This is a genomic window from Bradyrhizobium sp. TM233 (assembly GCF_036247965.1).
Lineage (GTDB): Bacteria > Pseudomonadota > Alphaproteobacteria > Rhizobiales > Xanthobacteraceae > Bradyrhizobium > Bradyrhizobium ottawaense.
The window spans coordinates 108,951-130,362 of sequence record NZ_BTIG01000029.1 but is presented as its reverse complement, the minus strand read 5'-3'; the positions used below and the strand labels follow the sequence as shown (position 1 = coordinate 130,362).

24 protein-coding genes and 1 riboswitch are annotated in these 21,412 nt (G+C 65.1%); of the genes, 16 read left to right on the top strand and 8 right to left on the bottom strand.

Annotation, left to right across the window (positions count from 1 at the left end):
- Window positions 1-181 precede the first annotated feature (181 nt).
- Entirely contained in the window at window positions 182-796 is a 615-nt protein-coding gene (locus AABA86_RS32170) for a hypothetical protein (protein ID WP_338309630.1), read from the top strand.
- Between the two features lie 192 nt (window positions 797-988).
- Window positions 989-1,942: a ribose-phosphate pyrophosphokinase gene (locus tag AABA86_RS32165; protein ID WP_212248404.1), complete on the top strand. Its 954-nt coding sequence runs from the start codon at window positions 989-991 to the stop codon at window positions 1,940-1,942.
- Window positions 1,943-2,062: 120 nt separating this feature from the next.
- Here AABA86_RS32165 and AABA86_RS32160 read toward each other — a convergent pair whose 3' ends face one another.
- Window positions 2,063-2,623 carry a 6,7-dimethyl-8-ribityllumazine synthase gene (locus tag AABA86_RS32160; RefSeq protein ID WP_212248405.1) on the bottom strand — a complete coding sequence of 187 codons (561 nt, stop codon included), beginning with the start codon at window positions 2,621-2,623 and terminating at the stop codon, window positions 2,063-2,065.
- A 75-nt stretch (window positions 2,624-2,698) separates the two neighbouring features.
- Window positions 2,699-2,859, bottom strand: a riboswitch (FMN riboswitch).
- Between the two features lie 409 nt (window positions 2,860-3,268).
- On the opposite strand from AABA86_RS32160, the gene AABA86_RS32155 reads away from it, so the two are divergent.
- Window positions 3,269-3,769, top strand: coding sequence for a YbjN domain-containing protein (locus tag AABA86_RS32155; protein WP_212248406.1), 501 nt, complete (start codon window positions 3,269-3,271; stop codon window positions 3,767-3,769).
- A gap of 121 nt (window positions 3,770-3,890) precedes the next feature.
- Window positions 3,891-4,772: a pyrroline-5-carboxylate reductase gene (gene proC, locus AABA86_RS32150; RefSeq protein WP_338309629.1), complete on the top strand. Its 882-nt coding sequence runs from the start codon at window positions 3,891-3,893 to the stop codon at window positions 4,770-4,772.
- Between the two features lie 97 nt (window positions 4,773-4,869).
- Here the strand turns inward: proC and AABA86_RS32145 are convergent, their stop codons facing one another.
- The 4 genes from AABA86_RS32145 to AABA86_RS32130 form a co-directional block, all read right to left on the bottom strand.
- Entirely contained in the window at window positions 4,870-5,274 is a 405-nt protein-coding gene (locus AABA86_RS32145) for a thioesterase family protein (RefSeq protein WP_212248407.1), read from the bottom strand.
- A gap of 89 nt (window positions 5,275-5,363) precedes the next feature.
- A complete protein-coding gene (gene hisS, locus AABA86_RS32140) occupies window positions 5,364-7,094 on the bottom strand; it encodes a histidine--tRNA ligase (protein ID WP_338309628.1) in 1,731 nt (576 codons plus the stop codon).
- Window positions 7,095-7,142: 48 nt separating this feature from the next.
- Window positions 7,143-7,667, bottom strand: coding sequence for a YegJ family protein (locus AABA86_RS32135; RefSeq protein WP_338309627.1), 525 nt, complete (start codon window positions 7,665-7,667; stop codon window positions 7,143-7,145).
- Between the two features lie 135 nt (window positions 7,668-7,802).
- On the bottom strand, window positions 7,803-8,885 hold the full coding sequence (locus AABA86_RS32130) for a branched-chain amino acid aminotransferase (protein ID WP_212248410.1): 1,083 nt from the start codon (window positions 8,883-8,885) through the stop codon (window positions 7,803-7,805).
- A 338-nt stretch (window positions 8,886-9,223) separates the two neighbouring features.
- Here AABA86_RS32130 and AABA86_RS32125 point away from each other — a divergent pair, with 338 nt between their 5' ends.
- Genes AABA86_RS32125 through AABA86_RS32115 form a run of 3 tightly spaced genes read left to right on the top strand, consistent with a single transcriptional unit; the run spans window position 9,224 to window position 11,901 of the window.
- Window positions 9,224-9,766, top strand: a complete 543-nt coding sequence (locus AABA86_RS32125; RefSeq protein ID WP_246550251.1) for a MarR family winged helix-turn-helix transcriptional regulator — start codon at window positions 9,224-9,226, stop codon at window positions 9,764-9,766.
- Window positions 9,763-10,494 carry a response regulator gene (locus tag AABA86_RS32120; protein WP_094973056.1) on the top strand — a complete coding sequence of 244 codons (732 nt, stop codon included), beginning with the start codon at window positions 9,763-9,765 and terminating at the stop codon, window positions 10,492-10,494. Before AABA86_RS32125 ends, AABA86_RS32120 begins: the two co-directional genes overlap by 4 nt.
- Window positions 10,495-10,512: 18 nt before the next feature.
- Window positions 10,513-11,901 (top strand): ATP-binding protein, encoded by a 1,389-nt coding sequence (locus tag AABA86_RS32115; protein ID WP_338309626.1) that lies wholly within the window; start codon window positions 10,513-10,515, stop codon window positions 11,899-11,901.
- Between the two features lie 108 nt (window positions 11,902-12,009).
- Here the strand turns inward: AABA86_RS32115 and AABA86_RS32110 are convergent, their stop codons facing one another.
- Both AABA86_RS32110 and AABA86_RS32105 read right to left on the bottom strand, forming a co-directional pair.
- A complete protein-coding gene (locus tag AABA86_RS32110; RefSeq protein WP_212248412.1) occupies window positions 12,010-12,540 on the bottom strand; it encodes a DUF3617 domain-containing protein in 531 nt (176 codons plus the stop codon).
- Window positions 12,541-12,582: 42 nt separating this feature from the next.
- Complete coding sequence (locus AABA86_RS32105) at window positions 12,583-12,882, bottom strand: hypothetical protein (protein ID WP_038947472.1); 300 nt, start codon at window positions 12,880-12,882, stop codon at window positions 12,583-12,585.
- A 236-nt stretch (window positions 12,883-13,118) separates the two neighbouring features.
- Here AABA86_RS32105 and AABA86_RS32100 point away from each other — a divergent pair, with 236 nt between their 5' ends.
- The 4 genes from AABA86_RS32100 to AABA86_RS32085 all read left to right on the top strand — a co-directional run bounded on the left by AABA86_RS32100 (window position 13,119) and on the right by AABA86_RS32085 (window position 15,891).
- Window positions 13,119-13,529, top strand: a complete 411-nt coding sequence (locus AABA86_RS32100) for a hypothetical protein (protein ID WP_246550281.1) — start codon at window positions 13,119-13,121, stop codon at window positions 13,527-13,529.
- Window positions 13,530-13,660: 131 nt separating this feature from the next.
- Entirely contained in the window at window positions 13,661-14,353 is a 693-nt protein-coding gene (locus AABA86_RS32095; protein ID WP_338309625.1) for a ribonuclease T2, read from the top strand.
- A gap of 193 nt (window positions 14,354-14,546) precedes the next feature.
- On the top strand, window positions 14,547-15,407 hold the full coding sequence (locus AABA86_RS32090; RefSeq protein ID WP_338309624.1) for a 23S rRNA (adenine(2030)-N(6))-methyltransferase RlmJ: 861 nt from the start codon (window positions 14,547-14,549) through the stop codon (window positions 15,405-15,407).
- Between the two features lie 268 nt (window positions 15,408-15,675).
- On the top strand, window positions 15,676-15,891 hold the full coding sequence (locus AABA86_RS32085) for a cold-shock protein (protein ID WP_008544396.1): 216 nt from the start codon (window positions 15,676-15,678) through the stop codon (window positions 15,889-15,891).
- A 114-nt stretch (window positions 15,892-16,005) separates the two neighbouring features.
- Here the strand turns inward: AABA86_RS32085 and AABA86_RS32080 are convergent, their stop codons facing one another.
- Window positions 16,006-16,629 (bottom strand): outer membrane protein, encoded by a 624-nt coding sequence (locus AABA86_RS32080; RefSeq protein WP_338309623.1) that lies wholly within the window; start codon window positions 16,627-16,629, stop codon window positions 16,006-16,008.
- 251 nt (window positions 16,630-16,880) lie between these two features.
- Between AABA86_RS32080 and uvrC the strand changes: the two genes are divergently transcribed.
- The 5 genes from uvrC to prmB all read left to right on the top strand — a co-directional run bounded on the left by uvrC (window position 16,881) and on the right by prmB (window position 21,342).
- The gene (uvrC, locus tag AABA86_RS32075; RefSeq protein ID WP_212248417.1) at window positions 16,881-18,935 is read left to right on the top strand and encodes an excinuclease ABC subunit UvrC; all 2,055 of its coding nucleotides are present in this window, start codon (window positions 16,881-16,883) and stop codon (window positions 18,933-18,935) included.
- A 96-nt stretch (window positions 18,936-19,031) separates the two neighbouring features.
- A complete protein-coding gene (pgsA, locus tag AABA86_RS32070) occupies window positions 19,032-19,649 on the top strand; it encodes a CDP-diacylglycerol--glycerol-3-phosphate 3-phosphatidyltransferase (protein ID WP_212248418.1) in 618 nt (205 codons plus the stop codon).
- On the top strand, window positions 19,646-19,897 hold the full coding sequence (gene moaD / locus AABA86_RS32065; RefSeq protein ID WP_018453492.1) for a molybdopterin converting factor subunit 1: 252 nt from the start codon (window positions 19,646-19,648) through the stop codon (window positions 19,895-19,897). The genes pgsA and moaD overlap by 4 nt, the downstream gene beginning before the upstream one ends.
- A 3-nt stretch (window positions 19,898-19,900) precedes the next feature.
- Window positions 19,901-20,383 carry a molybdenum cofactor biosynthesis protein MoaE gene (locus AABA86_RS32060; RefSeq protein ID WP_212248419.1) on the top strand — a complete coding sequence of 161 codons (483 nt, stop codon included), beginning with the start codon at window positions 19,901-19,903 and terminating at the stop codon, window positions 20,381-20,383.
- Window positions 20,383-21,342 (top strand): 50S ribosomal protein L3 N(5)-glutamine methyltransferase, encoded by a 960-nt coding sequence (gene prmB, locus AABA86_RS32055; protein ID WP_338309622.1) that lies wholly within the window; start codon window positions 20,383-20,385, stop codon window positions 21,340-21,342. Before AABA86_RS32060 ends, prmB begins: the two co-directional genes overlap by 1 nt.
- Window positions 21,343-21,412 lie beyond the last annotated feature (70 nt).

Genomic DNA, 21,412 nt, shown 5'->3' with positions numbered 1-21,412 from the left:
AGGCAACACTCTGTGTCATTCCGGGGCTCGCGAAGCGAGAACCCGGAATCCATCATGCGGCAGTTCACGCGGCGAAATGGATTCCGGGCTCGCGCCAAGTGGCGCGCCCCGGAATGACCGCGTGTTGTGTCGCTCCCGCCCTAGACCTTAATCGATTTTAACGATATCGCTGCCCTCCATAATGAGGGACGCGTCATTCATCCTGGGCCGTGCGGGTTCGCGCGTGCTGGCGGTCATGCTGCTCGGGGCAGCGACCGCGCTTGGCGGCTGCGCCGGCGGCGGTGGGGCCGCCAACTCCTATGCAATGGCGCCGAGCGCCGGCTCTGGGGCAACGGTCGCCTTCGAATCGATCGACGGGCCGCCGCCGCAGGTGTTCGACCGCATGGTCGGCGTGCTCGACAGCGAATCCAAGCTGCGCAGCCTGTCCGTCGTCTCCCGCGAGGGCTCGGCTGCCTTCCGCGTGCGCAGCTATCTCTCCGCCCAAATCGTGCGCGGCAAGACGGTGATCGCCTGGGTCTGGGACGTCTACGACGCCAACCAGCAGCGGGCACTGCGCCTCTCCGGTGAGGAACCGACCTCGACCAAAGGCAGCCGCGATCCCTGGGGAGCCGCTGACGACCTCGTGCTGCGGAAGATCGCCCAGGCCGGATTCAGCGGACTTTCCAACATGATCAACGGAACGCCGGATACACCTGGCGCTGCTCCGGGCTTGCGGGGCCCGGCGGTGGCGAGCGTGATCCCGCAGGGCCCAGTGGCGGAGATGCCGGCCACGGCACTCGGCTATGCCGAGCGATAACCCCCGCTAAACCACGGCCTCAAGTTGCGGCCAAGCCGTTGGCCCGACTCAGGATTTTCGAAGGGAAAACGTAGCATCCCGGGTTGCCATCGCAGCCCCCGGCCTGATATTTCCTCGCCCGTCGTAACCGTGCTTCCAGTGGGATCTGAGATGTTGAACGTCGTATCCAGCAAAGCGCGGGAGGAAGCGTCCATGTCGGCCAAAAACGGCTCCATCAAGCTCGTCGCCGGCAACTCCAATCCGGCCCTCGCGCAGGCGATCGCGCAGGGCCTCGACCTGCCGCTGACCAAAGCGGTGGTGCGGCGCTTCGCCGACATGGAAATCTTCGTCGAGATCCAGGAGAACGTCCGCGGCTCGGATGCCTTCATCATCCAGTCGACCTCGTTCCCGGCGAACGACCATCTGATGGAATTGCTGATCATCACCGACGCGCTGCGCCGCTCCTCGGCGCGCCGCATCACGGCGGTGCTGCCCTATTTCGGCTACGCCCGGCAGGACCGTAAGTCGGGCTCGCGCACGCCGATCTCGGCCAAGCTGGTCGCCAATTTGATCACGCAGGCCGGTGTCGATCGCGTCATGACGCTCGATCTGCACGCCGGCCAGATCCAGGGCTTCTTCGACATCCCGACCGACAACCTCTACGCGGCGCCACTGATGGTGCGCGACATCAAGGAGAGGTTCGACCTCTCCAAGACGATGGTGATCTCGCCCGACGTCGGCGGCGTGGCCCGCGCGCGCGGCCTCGCCAAGCGCATCAACACCCCGCTCGCGATCGTCGACAAGCGCCGCGAGAGGGCGGGCGAATCCGAGGTCATGAACGTGATCGGCGACGTCGCCGGCTACACCTGCATCCTGATCGACGACATCGTGGACTCCGGCGGAACGCTGGTGAACGCGGCCGACGCGCTGATCGCCAAGGGTGCCAAGGACGTCTACGCCTACATCACCCACGGCGTGCTCTCCGGCGGCGCGGCCGCCCGCATCGCGGGCTCGCGGCTGAAGGAGCTCGTGATCACCGACTCGATCCTGCCGACGGAGGCGGTGACCAAGGCGCCGAATATCCGCACGCTGCCGATCGCCAGCCTGATCTCCGACGCGATCGCACGCACGGCGGCGGAAGAATCGGTGTCGAGCCTGTTCGACTGATCATCAGCTGTCATTCCGGGGCGCCTCGGAGAGGCGAGCCCGGAATCCATCTTTCAGCGATCCGTGTAGATAAATGGATTCCGGGCTCGTGCTACGCACGCCCCGGAATGACCATCTGCCCTACCCCACGATCCCCGCAGCGACCTGGCCGCGCAGCCGCTCCAGGCCGAGCAACGTCTCTGCACAAGCGGCCGCGACCTCGACGCCCTTGATCGCAAAATGCTTGCGGAAGAAGTCGTAGTGCACCTCGGTCTCGTGGAATTGCTGCGGCGTCAGCACCGCGGAGAACACCGGCACTTCGGTGCGCAGCTGCACGTCCATCAACGCCTTGATCACGGTGTCGGCGACGAACTCATGGCGATAGATGCCGCCATCGACGACGAGGCCGGCCGCGACGATGGCGGTGTAGCGCCGCGTCTTGGCGAGGACCTGCGCGTGCAGCGGGATCTCGAACGAGCCCGGCACCTCGAACACGTCGACATGGGTGAGATGGCGCGCCTCGGCTTCCTTGATGAAGGCGATGCGGGCCTCCTCGACCACGTCGCGGTGCCAGCAGGCCTGCACGAAGGCCACCCGCTGCGGCTTGGCAAAGCGCGGGTGGTCGGGCGCCGGGCCTTGCGGAACCGGCGGTTGGCTGACTTCGGAAGTTTCGGTTTTGGGGTCTTGCAGCATCTGATTCATGGCTTTCCTTCTTAAGGACCAGAATCAGGGCACACGGAACGACAAACAGCCGCATCTTGCGATGCGTCTGCCTCCGACCGTTCTCTTTCATCCGGACTTTAACCGTCGGCTTCGGAGTTGCACCGAATCTGCTGACCCTTCCCCTCGGCAAGAAGACCTTAGGCAAGGCGCTCGCGGGCTTAGGCCTTTCGGCCCTTACCGCCGGTGGGGACTTTCACCCCGCCCTGAGAACATCGGCCGTCCGGGATGAACGGCCTGACGGGAAATATGACGCCAGCCGGCGGCCGCAGCAAGCGTGTTCCGCATGGGGAAAGCGCATGGTCCCATGCCGTCATGGCGGCACGGCCCTCGCGCGGCGGAATTAACGAATGCCGCCCTCCCCCGCGAATCCGATTCCGGTTTGTTCTCATCCATCGGGATCGAGGACGTCCCCGTTAAGAATTGTGGCGGAGATGAGCTGTGGACGAACGAGTCCTGACTTGTGGACGGACTCGGGACCCCGTTGCGCAGATTCCGCAAATCACATCACTTGATCCGCGACAGGCCCGCGCTGATCCGAGGGATCGCACCAGCGACGTTGAGGGAGCGTGCCGGGCCGACCGCGTGCGTATCAAGGACAACAAAAAGGCAAGAGGTCGAGACGGCATGTCCCTGCTCGAAAGCACTATCGATTCCAAAAGCCATCCGCTCGCGGTGGTCGAGGATATCGCTGCCAGCAACAACTGGCCGTTCGAACGCTCCGGCGAAGACGAGCTCACCATTGTCTCCAAGGGACAATGGACTGACTACCAGATCTCCTTCACCTGGATGGGCGAGATCGAGGCGCTGCATCTGGCCTGCGCGTTCGACATGAAGATTCCGGTCGCGCGCCGCGGCGAGGTGCAGCGGCTCGTCGCCGCGGTCAACGAGCAGCTGTGGGTCGGTCATTTCGACCTGTGGACCAACACCGGCATGATCATGCACCGCCAGGCCCTTGTGCTGCCCGGCGGCCTCACCGCCTCGACCGCGCAATGCGAGGCCATGCTCGCCGGCGCCATCCACGCCTGCGAGCGCTATTTCCCGGCGTTCCAGTTCGTGGTGTGGGCGGGCAAGACCACGACCGAAGCGATGGACGCGGCGATGTTCGACACGGTGGGAGAGGCGTAGGGCTCGCCCCGCCCTCCGCCGTCGTCCCGGACGAGCGAAGCGAAGCTCCGGGACCCATACCGCGTGATGCCTCTTGTGGCGCGCGGCTTGTTGCTCTGCTCTCGATCCACTAGAACCGCCGATGGTTAGGGGTCCCTGCGTTCGCAGGGACGACACCGTTTGCAAGGTGATCGCAGTGGCAGATAGCAGCACCCTCCAAAACATCACCGGCACCATCCTGCTCGCCGGCGCGGGCAAGATGGGCGGGGCGATGCTGACCGGATGGCTTTCGGGCGGGCTCGATCCGCGCCGCGTCGCGGTGGTCGATCCGCACATTTCGCCCGAGATCACCGCGCTCGCAGCCAAAGGCGTCGCGCTCAATCCCGATGCAGCCACGGTCGGCACGGTCGAGACGCTGGTCGTCGCGGTGAAGCCTCAGATGTTCCGCGAGGCCGGCGCCAAACTGAAATCGTTCGTCTCGGACAAGACATCGGTGGTCTCGATCATGGCGGGAACCACGATCGCCTCGCTGCAGCAGGTCTGCGGCGGCGCCGTGGTGCGCGCGATGCCGAACACGCCGGCCGCGATCGGCCGCGGCATCACCGTTGCGGTCGCCGCGAATAACGTCAGCGCCGCGCAGCGCGCGGTGGCCGACGCGCTGCTGCGCGCCACCGGCTCGGTCGAATGGGTCGATGACGAGAGCCTGATAGACGCGGTCACCGCCGTCTCCGGCTCCGGCCCGGCCTATGTGTTCCTGCTCGCCGAGGAGCTCGCGCGCGCCGGCGTCGAGGCCGGACTGCCCGAGTCGCTCGCGACCAGGCTGGCGCGCGAAACCGTCGCCGGCTCCGGCGAGCTGCTGCACCAGTCGGAGCTGCCGTCGAGCACGCTGCGCCAGAACGTCACCTCGCCCGGCGGCACCACCGCCGCAGCGCTCGGTGTGCTGATGGGCGATCCTGGCCTGCGCGATCTCATGATTCGCGCGATCGCAGCGGCGACCAAGCGGTCGAAAGAATTGGCGAAGTAGGACGGTGCCGTAGGGCGGGCAAAGCGAAAGCGTGCCCACCATTTCAATCGCAAGCGTGGAGAGACCCGTGGCACGACGCCTCGCGCCTTTGCCTACCCTACGGCGTCGTGCCCGCGACTAACCGCCTGTTGAACATCTCGACATTCACAAGCCCGCGCGCGTGGCGGCCCTCGCCGAGCTTGCGCGGGCCTTCGAACGCTTCGACCTCGAACCGAATGACGCGGCGCTCGACCGCGACGACCTTCGCGGTGGTCCGCACCGTGGCGCCGACGAGGGCGGCGGCGAGATGGCGGATATCGACCTCGGTGCCAACAGTGACCCAGCCCGGCTGAAGCGCGGCGCGGATCGCATCGCCCGACGTCATCTCCATTTCCAGAATCATCATCGGCGTCGCGTAGACCATCGGCATGCCGGGCACGAAATGCCCGACCGTGCGCTCCGCCGGGACCACCAGCATGCGCTCGGCGCTCATGCCGACCTTGATGAAATCGCGTGCGTCCATGGTGCCTCAAACTCCGCTGTCGTCCCGGACAAGCGAGCGTAGCGAGCGCTGATCCGGGACGACAGCGGTGAATGCCGAACCGCCAGTGGCTACTTCTTCGCGGCCGCCGCGCGTTCCACGAACGTCTTGCCGCCCTTCATCTTGTGGCGGAGCGGGGCTTCGTTGATCTGGATGACGACGGCATCGGCGTCGACGCCGAGATTCTTCACCAGCGCCTGGGTGATGTCGCGCATCATGCCGGCCTTCTGCTCGTCGGTGCGGCCTTCGGCCATGCTGACAGTGATCTCAGGCATCGTTTTCTCCCTGTTGCTGTCGTCATGGCGGGCCAGGACCTCGCGCACCTTGGCGACGAGATCGGCTTCACTGCACGAGAATTGCGCCGGTCGGCTCTCGCGCCATTCCTGGTTGGAGGCGATCGCCGCGGCCGCCTTCGCGCCTTCGATCAGATCCTTGATCTGCAGCTCGCCGCGCGCCTTTTCATCCGAGCCCTGGATGATCACGCAGGGACTGTTGCGGCGATCGGCATATTTGAGCTGGTTGCCCATGTTCTTGGGATTGCCGAGATAGAGCTCGGCGCGGATGCCGCCGGTGCGCAAGGATGCCACCATCTTCTGATAGTCGGCGACGCGGTCGCGGTCGAACACGGTGACGACGACGGGCCCGAATTCCGGCCGCGTGTCGAGCTTGCCGAGCAACGTCAGTGCGGCCTGCAAGCGCGAGACGCCGATCGAAAAGCCGGTCGCCGGCACCGGCTCGCCGCGGAAACGTGAGACGAGGCCATCGTAACGCCCGCCCCCGCCGACCGAGCCGAAGCGCACGGGCCGGCCCTTCTCGTCCTTGGTCTCGAGCAGCAGTTCGACCTCGTAGACGGGGCCGGTGTAGTATTCGAGACCGCGCACGACGGACGGATCGATCTTGATGCGGTCCGCACCGTAACCCGACGCCGTGACCAGCTTGGCAATCTCTTCCAGCTCGATGACGCCGGCTTGACCGATCTCGCTCTTGGCGAGGTAGGTTTCGGCCGCGGCAATGGCTTCTTTCCAATCCTCGCGCGGCCTGGTGATGGCGAGAACGACATCAGCTTCCGCCGCGCTGAGGTTGGCGCCCTTCGTGAAGTCGCCTTTGCCTTCTTCGCCGCCGTCCCATCGTCCGGGGCCGAGCAATTTACGCACTTCGTCGGCGGAAAACTTGTCGAGCTTGTCGATCGCGCGCAGCACGGTCAGCCTGCGGCCTGCGTTCTCGTCGCCACCGAGCCCGATGGCTTCCAGCACGCCGTCGAGCACTTTGCGGTTGTTGACCTTCACGACATAGGAGCCGCGCGCGATGCCGAGCGCCTCCATCGTGTCCGCCGCCATCATGCAGATCTCGGCATCCGCCGCCGGCGTCGCCGAGCCGACCGTGTCGGCATCGAACTGCATGAACTGGCGGAAGCGGCCGGGGCCCGGCTTTTCGTTGCGGAAGACGTAGCCGACGCGGTAGCTGCGGTAGGGCAAGACCAGAGCGTCGGTGCCGTAGCGCTCGCCGACGTAGCGGGCGAGCGGCGCCGTCAGATCGTAGCGCAGGCTGATCCACTGCTCGTCGTCGTCCTGGAACGAGAACACGCCTTCGTTCGGACGGTCCTGGTCGGGCAGGAACTTGCCGAGCGCGTCGGTGTATTCCATCGCCGGCGTCTCCACCGGCTCGAAGCCGTAGAGCTCGTAGACGGCGCGAATTTTCTCGACCATCTCGCGCGTCGCCCGGATCGCGGCGGGATCGCGATCCTCGAGCCCGCGCGGCAACCGCGCCTTCAGTTTCTGGGGTTTTTTGGGTTTCTCGGCCATGCGCGGCATTTACCAGCCGACGCAGGGGGCGGCAACTGCTGCCTCGCCCTAAGGCTTCTCCATCCGCGCCCTCAGGGCATCCGCGTCCGCCTTCGGCAGCGACTTCAGCGTCGGCTTGATGGTTTCGCCCCCGACGATCTTGCCGTTGCGCATGAACATCCAGTCCGAGATGTCGGCCTCGCCGAATTCGACCTTGTCGCCTGCCCGCTTGCCCGGCAGGTCGCGCGGCTCGTTGGCGAACAGGCCGGAATAGGCCCCATTCGGCAGCTTCTTCACCTCGCCGATCCAGATGTGCTCCCCGCCCTTGCGGGTCGAGAAGCGCACCTTCAGGGCGTGCCCGGCCTCCGACGGCTTTGGCGATTCGTAGGAGGCCCAGAAGGTTGGAAGCGAGCCACGGGCGCGCGCGATCGCGGCATTCATCTCGGGATCGCTGGTGCGGACGTCGACGATCGGTGAGCGGTCTTGCGCGACCACCTCGTGCGTGGGGCCGATGGTCAGAATGCCGAAAACGGAAACGCCGGTGATTGCGGCGAGAACGACCCATTTCGCGGGTTGGGAGAGTTTCGTTGCCATGGTCGCGATGTCCTGATGTCCAGATGTGTCCAGACTTTGTCGCATGTCGGCAACGGCACGTTCAGTGCACGAAAAACCACAAACGATGCGCGTTTCCCCTCTCCTCACGAGAGGGGAAACGCGCATCGCCGCATCTTAAAACACCTTGCGGATCCAGTTGTGCGGATCGTTGGTGCGGCCGTACTGGATGTCGACGAGCTGCTTGCGCAGGCCCATGGCGACGGGACCGGCGGCTCCGCCGCTGATCTCGAAATCGCCGCTCACCGAGCGCACCTTGCCGATCGGCGAGATGACGGCGGCGGTGCCGCAGGCAAACGCTTCCTTCAGCTTGCCGCTGGCGGCATCCTTGCGCCACTGGTCGAGCGAATACGGCTCCTCGCGCACGGTTTTGCCGGCATCCTTCGCGAGCGCGATGATGGAATCGCGGGTGATGCCGGGCAGGATGGTGCCGAGCGGCGGCGTCGAGAGCGAGCCGTCGTCGAACACGAAGAACACGTTCATGCCGCCGAGCTCCTCGATGTAGCGGCGCTCGACCGCGTCGAGGAAGACGACCTGATCGCAGCCATGCTGGATCGCTTCGGCCTGGGCGCGCAGGCTCGCGGCATAATTGCCGCCGCACTTGACCGCCCCGGTGCCGCCGACAGCGGCGCGCGTGTAGTTTTCGGACACCCAGATCGACACCGGCGCGGGACCGCCCTTGAAGTAGGAGCCGACCGGCGAAGCGATGACGGCGAAGATATATTCGGACGACGGCTTGACGCCGAGGAAGGTCTCGCTCGCGATCATGAAGGGCCGCAGGTAGAGACTGCCCTCGCCGCCCGGCATCCAGGCGCGGTCGATGCGCACGACCTGCTCGACCGCCTCGATGAAGACGTCCTCGGGCAGCTGCGCCATCGCCATGCGGTCGGCGGAGTCCTTGAAGCGCCGCGCATTGGCGTCGGGACGGAACAGGTTCACGCCGCCATCGTCGCGCTTGTAGGCCTTCAGACCCTCGAAGATCTCCTGCGCGTAGTGCAGCACCGCCCCGGCCGGATCCATCTGGAAGTTGGCGCGTGCCTCGACACGTGCCTCGTACCAGCCGCCCTTGGCCTGGTTGTAGCGGACGATCGCCATGTGATCGGTGAAGACCCGTCCGAAGCCGGGGTCCACCAGCTTGGCCACGCGGTCCTTCTCGGGCGTCGGATTGGATGCGGGCTGGATGTCGAATTTCATGCTCATGTCCTTGCCTCCCGCTTGCCGGTGGCGACGCCGTTCTGGCGCCGGCCTGCCCTTTTCGGGCCCGGCTGGCTTGATTGGTTTTGGGCCGAACCACCGCCAGCCTTGTTACGGCCGGTTTCCGTGGCCAGCATGTCCGGCAGGACATGCTTTTGCGGAACGCGGAAGTCCAGTATGTTTTGTCGAAACGCCGCTCGACAATCGCACGGTAGATCTGATCCGGCCGTCGTCGCCTGTCCGGCTCTCTCCAGCCGCCCTGCTTCGATGCCACCCCGCGCGAAACGATCTAAAATTTCGTGCTGGTCAATCGTTTTGTAACATTGAACCCAAGATACGTCAATATGCCTGACATAAATTTCGCGACTTCCTCTCACGACGCCGCCGAGCCCAGGCCGGCCGCAGACGACGGAGGCAATTTGCGCTGGGATATCATCGAGCTACTGTTCTTCGCCTATCGCGACTTCGTCGGCGATCCCGACCAGGAGCTGGAGGCTTTCGGCTTCGGCCGCGCCCATCACCGGGTCATGCATTTCGTCTACCGCTATCCCGGCCTCAAGGTCGCCGACCTGCTCGACGTCCTGCGCATCACCAAGCAGTCGCTCGGCCGCGTGCTCAAGCAGCTGCTGGACGAGGGCTACATCGTGCAGAAGACCGGCGACAATGACCGCCGCCAGCGCCTGCTCTACGCCACGCCGAAGGGCGAGGCGCTGGTGCAGAAGCTCGCCGGGCTGCAGACCACGCGGATCACCAAGGCGCTCGCCGAAATGGCTCCGCAGGATGCCGAGACGGTCAAGCGCTTCCTGCGCGCGATGATCGATCGCGATGATCCGGACAAGGTGCTCGAAACGATCTTCGCTTCCGTCAACCACGACGCCAAGGAGTGACCGTGCCGCTCGCTGCCACGCTCGCCCGCCCGCCGGCTCGCCCGGCCGATGACGCCCCGCATCTGCTGCTCGTCGACGACGACCGCCGCATCCGCGATCTGCTGTCGCGCTTCCTCGCCGCCGAGGGCTACCGCGTCACCACCGCCGCGAGTGCCGGCGATGCACGCTCGAAACTGCTGGGCCTGCATTTCGACCTCTTGATCCTCGACGTGATGATGCCTGGCGAGACCGGCTTCGATCTCGCCCGCTTCATCCGGACATCCTCCTCGGTGCCGATCGTGATGCTGACGGCACGACACGAGGCGGAAGCGCGCATCGAGGGCCTGCAGATCGGCGCCGACGACTACGTGGCTAAACCGTTCGAGCCGCGCGAGCTGGCGCTGCGCATCAACAACATCCTCAAGCGCGCCGCTCCGCCGCCGCAGGCCACAGCGGTGGAGAAGATCGCGTTCGGCCCCTACGTCTACCATCTCGATCGCGGCGAGCTGCGCCAGGGCGAGGAGGTCATCCACCTCACCGACCGCGAGCGCGAGATGCTGCGCATCCTCTCGGAGACGCCGGGCGAGACCGTGCCGCGCAGTGCGCTGACCGGCAATGGCAGCGTCAACGAGCGCGCCGTCGACGTGCAGATCAACCGCCTCAGGCGCAAGATCGAGACCGACCCCGCCAATCCGCTGTTCCTCCAGGCGGTGCGCGGTATCGGCTACCGGCTGGTAGCCTCGCCATAAATCAGTGAAGCGCGACCGATGAGCACGATCGATACCGGCCTGACGCTTCTGAAGAGCGCCGCCGGCCGCGTCTCCGCCGCCAATGGCTGGATGGGCAATGCGTTCAAGGGCTGGATGCCGACCGGCCTCTACGCCCGCGCGCTGCTCATCATGATCGTGCCGATGGTGGTGCTGCAATCGGTCGTCGCCTTCGTGTTCATGGAGCGGCACTGGAACACGGTGACGCGGCGCCTCTCCGCCGCGGTGGTGCAGGACATCGCCGCACTGATCGACGTCTACAAGGGCTATCCGCAGGACCGGGATCGCGAGCAGATTCGTCGCATCGCGCAGCAACGCCTAGGCCTCGTCGTCGATTTCCTGCCCCCCGGCGACATGCCGCCGCCGGGACCAAAACCGTTCTTCTCGCTGCTCGACCAGACGCTGTCGGTACAGCTCGGCCGCCAGATCGGACGCGCGTTCTGGATCGACACGGTCGGCCGCTCCAATCTCGTCGAGATCCGCATCCAGCTCGACGATGCCGTGATGCGCGTGTTCGCGCAGCGCAGCGCCGCCTATGCCTCCAACTCGGAGATATTCCTGTTCTGGATGGTCGGCACGTCCTCGATCCTGCTGATCGTGGCCGTGCTGTTCCTGCGCAACCAGATCAAGCCGATCCTGCGCCTTGCCGACGCCGCCGAGAGTTTCGGCAAGGGCCGCGAAGCGCCGAACTTCAGACCGCGCGGCGCGCGCGAGGTGCGGCGCGCGTCGGTTGCCTTCCTCGAGATGAAATCGCGCATCGAGCGCACGATGGAGCAGCGCACCGCGATGCTCGCCGGCGTCAGCCACGATCTGCGCACCATCCTGACCCGCTTCAAGCTCGAGCTGGCGCTGATCGGCGACAGCCCCGAGCTCGATGGCATGCGCAAGGACGTCGACGAAATGTCGATGATGCTGGAGGATTACCTCGCGTTTGCCCGCGGCGATTCCGGTGAGCAGTCGCAGCCGACCGACATGGCGCAGGCGCTCGAGGAATTGCGCGGCGACGCCGAGCGCCATGGCCATACCGCGACCGTTGCCTTCCATGGCCTGCCCGTGGTGACGGTGAAGCCGGCCTCGTTCAAGCGCTGTCTCGCCAACCTCGTCACCAACGCGGCGCGCTACGGCAAGGCCATCGCCATCACCGGCCAGCGTGATCACCGTTATTTGACCGTGACCATCGACGACGACGGCCCCGGCATTCCCGCGCATTTGCGCGAAGAAGTGTTCAAGCCGTTCCTGCGGCTCGACAACGCCCGCAACCAGGATGAGGGCGGCACGGGCCTCGGCCTCGCCATCGCCCGCGATATCGCCCGCTCGCATGGCGGCGACATCACCCTCGGCGACAGCCCGATGGGGGGATTGAGGGCGAGTGTGCGGATACCGGTGTAGCCGATGCCGTAGCCCGGATGGAGCGCAGCGCAATCCGGGATCAGCCTATCGTGGCGCGGAGCCCCGGATTTCGCTGCGCTCCATCCGGGCTACGACCTACGATCCCGCCTACTTCGGCAGCAGCGCCTTCAGCTTGTCCATGTCGCGCACGTTCATCTTGAAGCCGCCGGGCATCACGATGTCGCCGGGCTTCTGGTCGGGCTTGCAGGCCCCGAGCCATTTGGCTTGCAGCGTCATGGTGGTATCGCGCCCGGCCGCGCCGGCGACGCCGCCCTGTGCGTGCGAAGAGGTCTTCACCGTGTAGGCCGAATTGAAATCGCCCGTGATCTCGGCATGCGAGGTCGTGCTGACGCCGGCGACGCTGCACTCGGAATCGCTGACATAGCCGGTCGCGGTCTTCTTGATGTCCTGTTTGGCGCAGATCTGCTTCGCCATCGGGGAGACGTTGTTGTTCATCTCCTTGTCGACGGTCTCGTCTGTGCAGTGCTGCATGGTCATCTCGGGCATGGGCGAGCCGGTCGTGACCAGCTTCATTTCCCAAAGACCGGCCTTGCGGACCGGCAGATCGTCGGCGCTGGCGCTGCCCGCCGACACCACGAGGCAAAGCGTCGAGCCGAGCAAAGCGAGTTTGCGCGTCATGTGGAGGCTCCCGGCTGAGAGATGCGGCGCTACGAAAGCGCCTCAGTAGAGCGTGCGGATCGGCTGGTCGGCGGCGCCATAAGGCACCCAGCGGCACGAGAACGAGATGTAGCCGCCCTCATAGGCCTGCACCGCCAGGAATTTCACGACCTTGCCGTAGCGCGCGCAGTGATCGACCGCGGCCTGCCGGGCATCGACCTGGGTGGCCATCGAATAGGCGATGATGCCGCCGGTGTCGTTGCCCTTGAACGGCGGCACATAGTCGGCGCGCGCCGACTGGCTCGCCATCATACCCGAGACAACCAGGCTGGCGAGAAGACCCGCGGCCGCAATGATTCGCATTCCCGTCACTCCAATTGGCTGGCGGCCAGTTTACGGTGCCGGGAGGGAAGTGAAAAGAACGGAAGCCCTGCCAACCACGATGTTGTGGTCAACTCCTGGCGAAGTGTTGCCGCGCTGCACTTGACCTCCCCCGGCCTTCGCGGCACCGTCCAACCTTCGCAAGACTTCAGCTGTCCGGATTGACCATGCTCGCCCCCTTCCTGAAATCGTTCCGCTATGCCGCCGTGCTCGGCCTCATGTTCGGAGCGATGTCGCTCGGCGAGGCCAGGGCCGCCAATCCGCTGGAGCTGAACTTCTGGCTGAGCGGACCGCGCTATGACGGCGCCGTTGCCGATTGCGACCGGGCGCTGCCGACCATCGCCACCCAGTTCTGGGAGAAGGAAAGCACGTTCTGGAATTCCTCGTTGAAGATCACCGGCTTCTCGGCCGTTCGCGAGACCGCGTTCCGGCCCTGGCAGTCCGACAATATTCCGCGCCGCTATTGCACCGGCGAGGCCATGCTCAATGACGGCAAGGTGCGCAAGGTGCACTTCTCGATCATCGAGGATGGCGGCTTCGCCGGCTATGGCAACGGCGTCGAATGGTGCGTGGTCGGGCTCGACCGCAACTGGGCCTATAATCCGGCCTGCCGTGCCGCCAAGCCCTGATCAGGAAGCCCTGATCAGGAAGCCCTGGTTCGTCGCTCGAGGCGCCGAACGGCGGCCACCTGAATTTTGTTCTTGAAATGTTCCCATCGCCTGCTAGGCTTCCTCGCACAGTCTAGTTGAGGGGCGTCGCCATGTTTCATTCCAGATTGCATTCGTTTTCCCGTCTCGTGATCTCCCTGACCCTTGCCGCCGGACTGGCCTTGCTCGCCGGCGGCGCAAACGCCCAGGACAAGCGGCAGAACGCGCCCGGCGAGTTCGACTTCTATGTGCTGTCGCTGTCGTGGTCGCCCTCGTTCTGCGAGGAGGCGGCCGAGCGTGGCGGCCGCTCGCAGATCCAGTGCAGCGGTCGGCCCTACGCCTTCGTGGTGCATGGGCTGTGGCCGCAATATGAGAATGGCTTCCCGGAATATTGCCAACGGCCTTCGCCGCGGCTGAATCGCAACATCGTGTCCTCGATGCTCGATCTGATGCCGGCGCCGGGCCTGATCTTCAACGAATGGGACAAGCACGGCACCTGCTCGGGCCTCGAGGGCCGCAGCTATTTCGAGACGATCCGCAAGGCGCGCGCTGCGATCAAGATCCCGGCCGAATATCTCGATTTGTCGCAGGCCAAGACCGTGGCGCCGGCGGATGTGGAGGAAGCCTTCATCAAGGCCAATCCGGGGCTGAGCAATGCCTCCGTCTCGGTCACCTGCAACCGGACCAGGCTCTCCGAAGTTCGCATCTGCCTCAGCAAGGACCTGCAATTCCGCGCCTGCGACGAGATCGAACGCCGCACCTGCCGCCGCGAGCAGGTGACGATGCCGCCGATCAGGGGCGGATAGGCCGAGGTCTCGTGCCCCGGATGCAGTGCAATGCGCCGCGAAACGCGGCGTAGTGCACTGCTGATCCGGGGCCCATCACACAGGAAGAAGCTGGGTCCCGGTTCAGCGGCGCAGCGTTACACGCTGCACCGCGTCCGGGACATGTGATTGTGCCTCTTTGCTTCAAGCCATCACGTGGCGTAGTGCTCTTCCCATGAACTACCACCACGCCTTCCACGCCGGCAACTTCGCCGATGTCATCAAGCACATCGTGCTGGCGCGCATCATCACCTATCTGCAGGACAAGCCGGGGGCGTTCCGCGTCATCGACACCCATGCCGGCGCCGGCCTCTACGATCTCGACAGCGACGAGGCGCGCCGGGGCGGCGAATGGCTGACCGGCATCGCGCGGCTGATGCAGGCACGCCTGTCGAACGAGACCCTGGCGCTGGTACAACCCTATCTCGACATCGTCCGCGCCTTCAATCCGAAGGGTGAGCTCAAGGCCTATCCGGGCTCGCCGTTGATCGCGCGCGGCCTGCTCCGGCCGCAAGACCGACTCGTCGCCTGCGAGCTCGAGCCGAAGGCGCGGAAAGCGCTGATCGCCGTGCTGCGCCACGACGAACAGGCTCGCGTGGTCGACCTCGACGGCTGGGTGGCGCTGCCGGCCTTCGTGCCGCCGAAGGAGCGGCGTGGCCTCGTGCTGATCGATCCGCCCTTCGAGGCAAAGGACGAGTTCGAACGGCTGGGCGAGGCCTTCTCCACAGCCTTCGCGAAATGGCCGACCGGTATCTATGTCATCTGGTATCCGGCCAAGAACCGGCGCGCCACCGACACGCTGGCCCAAACGGTGGCGCGGCTCGCAGCTGCAGCAAAACCGCCGGGAAATTGTCTGCGCCTCGAGTTCAGCGTCGCGCCTCAGCTCGATGGCGGGGCTCTCGCCTCCACCGGGCTGCTGATCGTCAATCCACCCTACACGCTGCAGGGCGAGCTCAAGACGATCCTGCCCGAGCTGGAAATGCCGCTCGGCCAAGGCGGTGCTGCCAGATTCCGATTGGAGGTGCCCAAGCCTTAGAGCCAAAAAGCCGTAACACTCCGGCATTCTTGGGAAAAATATGCAGGAGCGGTAGTCAATCTGCAGAGAACCGTATTATGCTATTTCCGTGACTGGCTTTACGTTCCGCTTCCGCGAATGGTTGCGGCGGAGTGAAGGCCTAAGAAAGATCCGGCCGGACCGCCAGCGGTCCGCCCAAGGATGGCCAGCTCCCGGGCTTCGTGACGCCCGGTCATGCCGTGACGTGAGTCTGCGTCGCGGCGGAGGAGCAATGAGGGGGAGTTTCCCGATGGCCATGACGGGAACGGTCAAGTTTTTCAACGGCGAACGCGGCTACGGTTTCATCAAGCCTGACGACGGAGGCCGCGACGTCTTCGTGCATATTACTGCTGTGGAGCGGGCCGGACTGAAGGACCTTGCGGAAGGACAGCGTATTACTTTCGAAGTCGAACCTGACAAGAAGGGGAAGGGACCGAAGGCGGTCAATCTGGTCATCCTCTCCTAGCGGGCCTGACGCACAACATTCGGCGCAATACTTGGCGCAAAGATACTTGGCGCAAAAAAAATCCCGGCCGCGAGCGGCCGGGAGGTTGTAGTCCGGTATTTTCTTCTTCAGCTATCAGAAGTGATAGTTCACGCCTGCGCGCACAACGCTGGCGCTATAGCCGTTTGACACGCCCGTAATTGCGAACTGGCTCGACGACAGATCGATGTAGAGATATTCGAGCTTCGCGCTCCAGTTCGGCGCGAAGCCGACCTCTGCGCCGGCACCGATGGTCCAGCCGGCGGTGGTGTGCGATTCCGTCCAGCCGAACGTCTGTGCGCGCAGCTCGCCGAAGGCAAGGCCCGCGGTGCCGTAGAACAGGATGTTACTGAAGGCATAGCCGGCGCGGCCGCGCAGGGTGCCGAACCACGGATTGGAGAATTTCCACGGTGCGAAGGTGTCGTCGGCACCGGCGGCCTGGATGTCGCCCTCGACGCCGAACACAAACGGGCCATTCTGGAAGTTGTAGCCGGCCTGAATACCGCCGACGAAACCCGACGGCTTTGAGGGATTGTTGTCGACCGAGCCCCATTCATAGCCGATGTTGCCGCCGAGATAGGGGCCGGCCCAGCTATAGGCGTTGAGCGGCTGGTTGACGGTATAGGGCGCACGCTGACCGTAATTGAGATCGGCGGCCTCCGCCGAAGCTGTCCAGCCGGCTGCCACCAACGCGGCCGCGCCCACAACGAGCCTCTTCATCACACACTCCAACGCAACTGCCGTCACCGGCCGCGGCGCCTGACGCCGCCGCGCGAGGCAACCCGCATGGTTAGGGAACCACGACCTTTTCGCGTAAGATTTATCGAGAGTTTTAAGTTAAAGGGCTGTTAAGCCGGGTTACCGCGCTGTTAACAGGCTTAAGCAAGCGTTACCGGGAACTGCGCCGCCATCCTGTGCGTGCCGCACGGCCGGAACTTCAAATCGGCACCCCCAGCGCCTAAATTCGCTCCATGGTTCACGATTCCACCGACAATCCGGACGAGCGCGCGCGCAAGCCCGTGCGAGGCACCGCACCGGACGTCCCAGCCGAGACGCCTCCGGACCTCGATCCCGCCACCAGCGGCGGCGATGACGAGGACGATGCGCGGCTGCCCGATATCCTGGAAGAGAGCGGGGCCGTCGGCGAAGGACCGCTGGCGACCGGTCACGAGGCGATCGAGCGCGCGGTCCGCCTCGCCCCCACCTCGCCCGGCGTCTACCGCATGCTCAATGCGAATGCCGACGTGCTCTATGTCGGCAAGGCCAAGAACGTCAAAAAGCGCCTCTCCAACTATGCGCGCCAGAATGCGCCGCAGCCGGCCCGCATCCTGCGCATGATCGCAGCCACGGTGACCGTGGAAATCGTCTCGACCAACACCGAGACCGAGGCGCTGCTGCTGGAAGCCAACCTCATCAAGCAGCTTCGGCCGCGCTTCAACGTGCAGCTGCGCGACGACAAATCGTTTCCCTATATCCTGATCACCGGCGACCATTGGGCGCCGCAGATCCTGAAACATCGCGGCGCGCAGAGCCGGCCCGGGCGCTATTTCGGTCCGTTCGCCTCCGCCGGCGCCGTCAACCGCACCATCACGGCGCTGCAGCGCGCCTTCCTGATCCGCTCCTGCACCGATTCCTTCTTCGAGAGCCGCACCAGGCCCTGCCTGCTCTACCAGATCCGCCGCTGCGCCGGCCCCTGCACCCGCGAGATCGACTTTCCCGGCTATACGACCCTGGTGCGCGAGGCGAGCGACTTCCTGTCCGGCAAGAGCCATGCTGTGAAGCAGGAGCTTGCCGGCGAGATGGAGAAGGCCTCCGGCGAGCTCGAGTTCGAGCGTGCCGCGCTCTACCGCGACCGCCTCGCCGCGCTGTCGGCGATCCAGTCGCAGCAGGGCATCAACCCGCGCACGGTCGAGGAAGCCGACGTGTTCGCCATCCATCAGGAGGGCGGCTTCTCCTGCGTCGAGGTGTTCTTCTTCCGCACCGGCCAGAACTGGGGCAACCGCGCCTATTTTCCGCGCGCGGAAAAAACGTACACCCCGGAAGAGGTGCTCGGCTCCTTCCTCGCCCAGTTCTACGACGACAAGCCGCCGCCGAGGAACATCCTGCTCTCGCACGAGATCGAGGAGAGCGAGCTGCTCGCCAATGCGCTGTCGATCAAGGCCGGCCACAAGGTCGAGGTCGCCGCGCCCAAGCGCGGCGAGAAGAAGGAACTCGTCGCCCACGCGCTGACCAATGCGCGCGAGGCGCTCGGCCGCAAGCTCGCGGACACCGCCACGCAAAGCCGCCTGCTCGACGCCATCGCCACGACGCTGAGCCTGCCGCATTCGCCCAAGCGCATCGAGGTCTACGACAACAGCCACATCCAGGGCACCAATGCGGTCGGCGCCATGATCGTCGCCGGCCCTGATGGTTTCGTGAAGAACCAGTACCGCAAGTTCAACATCAAGTCGGAAGGGATCACGCCCGGCGACGACTTCGCCATGATGCGCGAGGTGCTGGAGCGGCGCTTCAAGCGCCTGATCAATCCGCCCGAGGAGGGTGCGAGCAAAGCGAAGGACGACGATTTCCCGCAATGGCCCGATCTCGTCATCATCGACGGCGGCCGCGGCCAGCTCAACGCCGTGCGCGAGATCTTTGCCAATCTCGGCCTGACCCAGGTGTCGCTGATGTCGGTCGCCAAGGGACCGGACCGGGATGCCGGCCGCGAGACCCTGTTCATGCCGGAGCGCGAGGCGATCAAGCTGGAGCCGCGCGACCCCGTGCTCTATTTCATCCAGCGCCTGCGCGACGAGGCCCACCGCTTCGTCATCGGCTCGCACCGCAAGCTGCGCAAGAAGGACATCCGCGAGGCCGGCTTGCAGGAGATTCCGGGCATCGGCCCGTCACGCAAACGTGCCTTGCTGCATCATTTCGGGACCCTGAAGGAGATCGAACGCGCCTCGATCGCGGATCTCGGCAAGGTTCCGGGGGTGAGCGCCGAGAGCGCTCGCAAGATTTTCGAGTATTTCCATCCTCAGCCGGGATGAACTAAAGGGGGCTGTGGTCATATGGTCGTCGCATCCCGCACCCCATCTGGGAGCTGAACGGTTGACCTTCAGGCCACAGCGGTATTGGTAGGACGGATGAACATCGCCACGACACGAGGGACGACCAGCCGCGCGATGTCCCTCCCGAACCTCCTGACCTATGGCCGGATCGCCGCGATCCCGGTCGTCGTCGGATGCATCTATGCGCAGTCGATTCTGGATCAGCCGCTCTGGCTACGCTGGGTGGCGGTGGCCATCTTCATCGGCGCCGCGGTGACCGATTACCTTGACGGCTACTATGCGCGGATCTGGAATCAGCAATCGGCGTTCGGCCGGATGCTCGATCCGATCGCCGACAAGCTGCTGGTCGCCTCGTGCCTGCTGATGCTGGCCGCGGACGGCATCATCCACGGCTGGTCGCTGTGGGCCGCCATCGTGATCCTGTGCCGCGAGATCCTGGTCTCGGGCCTGCGCGAATATCTCGCCGCGCTCCGCGTCAGCGTTCCCGTGACCAAGCTCGCGAAGTGGAAGACCACGGTCCAGCTCGTCGCCATCGGCTTTCTGCTCGCTGGCCCGGCCGGCGACGAGGTGGTGCCCGTCGTCTCGATGATTGGCCTCGCGCTGCTATGGGCCTCGGCGATCCTGACCATCTACACCGGCTACGACTATTTCCGCGCCGGCATCCATCACCTCATCAAGGAGGACGAGGGATGAAGGTGAAGTATTTCGCCTGGGTGCGCGAACGCATCGGCAAGGCCGAAGAGACCATCGAGCCGCCGGCGACCGTGCGGACCGTCGAGGAGTTGATCGCGTGGCTGTCCGGCCAAGGCGAGGCCTACGCCTACGCGTTCGAGAAGCCGAAGGTGATCCGCACCGCGATCGACCATGCCCATGTCAAATCGGATGCCGCAATCGCGGGCGCCCGCGAGATCGCGTTCTTCCCGCCGATGACCGGCGGCTAGACCATGACTTCCCCTGTCTCCAGCTGCCCCGTCACCATCCGCATCCAGGCGGACGATTTCGACATCGCGCGCGAGATCGCGGCTTTGACGGCGGGCCGCACCGACATCGGCGCGGTCGTCACCTTCTCCGGCATCTGCCGCGGTGACGAGGACAGTGCGAAGATCGCCGCGCTGACGCTCGAACACTATCCCGGCATGGCTGAGGAAGAGATCAGGCGTCATACCGACGAGGCGACCTCGCGCTGGCCGCTGAACGGCGTCACCGTGATTCACCGCGTCGGCCGCTTCATGCCCGGCCAGAACATCGTGCTGGTGTTGACCGCCTCGCAGCACCGCCAGGCCGCATTCCATGCGGCCGAGTTCCTGATGGACTACCTCAAGACCAGCGCCCCGTTCTGGAAGAAGGAAGAGAGCGAAGCCGGCACCGGCTGGGTCGAGGCTCAGGCTCGCGACGACGAGGCCGCCGCGCGCTGGACCCGATCCTGATGGCAAAAGCATCCAAAAAGACCGTCCGCGGCCGCGCCGCGCCCAAGCTCGCCAAAGTCGGCCCGGGTGAACTTCTCACGCTGGTCGATTTCGTCCGCTATGGGGTGAGCCGCTTTGTCGAAGCCGAGCTCGCCTTTGCGCACGGTACGACCGATCCGGTTGTCGAAGCAGCCTTCCTGGTGAGCGAAGCGCTGCATCTCAATCCCGAGCAGTTCGAGATCTTTGCCAACGCACGGGTCACGGCGGCGGAAGGCAAGACCATCCTCGACCTCATCCATCGACGTGTCACCACGCGCAAACCGGCCGCCTATCTCGTCAACAAGATCTACATGCTCGGCTTGCCCTTCTATGTCGATGAGCGCGTCATCGTTCCGCGCTCCTTCATCGGAGAGCTGCTGGAGTCGCATTTCGGCGGCGATGGCGAGGCCGGATCGCTGATCGACGAGCCTACGGGCGTCGAGCGCGTGCTCGATCTCTGCACGGGATCGGGATGCCTCGCCATCCTCGCGGCGCATCATTTCCCGAACGCCACCGTCGATGCCGTCGATGTCTCCAAGGGCGCGATCGAGGTCGCCACGCGAAATGTCGGCGAATACGGCCTCGAGGACCGGATCAACCTGTATCGCGGCGACCTGTTCGCCCCGCTCGGCGATGCGCGCTACGACCTGATTATCACCAATCCGCCCTACGTCGATGCCGAAGGCATGGCGACGCTGCCGCCGGAATGCCGGGCCGAGCCGAAGCTCGCCTTCGATGGCGGCAGGGACGGTCTCGACGTGGTGCGCCGGATCCTGCGCGAGGCGCCCGATCACCTCACCCCGGACGGCGGACTGATCTGCGAGATCGGCCGCGGCCGCGACCTGGTCGACGAGGCCTTTCCGGAACTGCCGCTGCTCTGGCTCGACACCGAGGACTCCGAGGGCGAGGTGTTCTGGATCGCAGCCGCCGATCTCGGTTGATTCGACGCGGCGGACAGAGCTCCGTCGGAACAACTCAAATACCGCCACGTTCATCCTCCGACAATTTTCT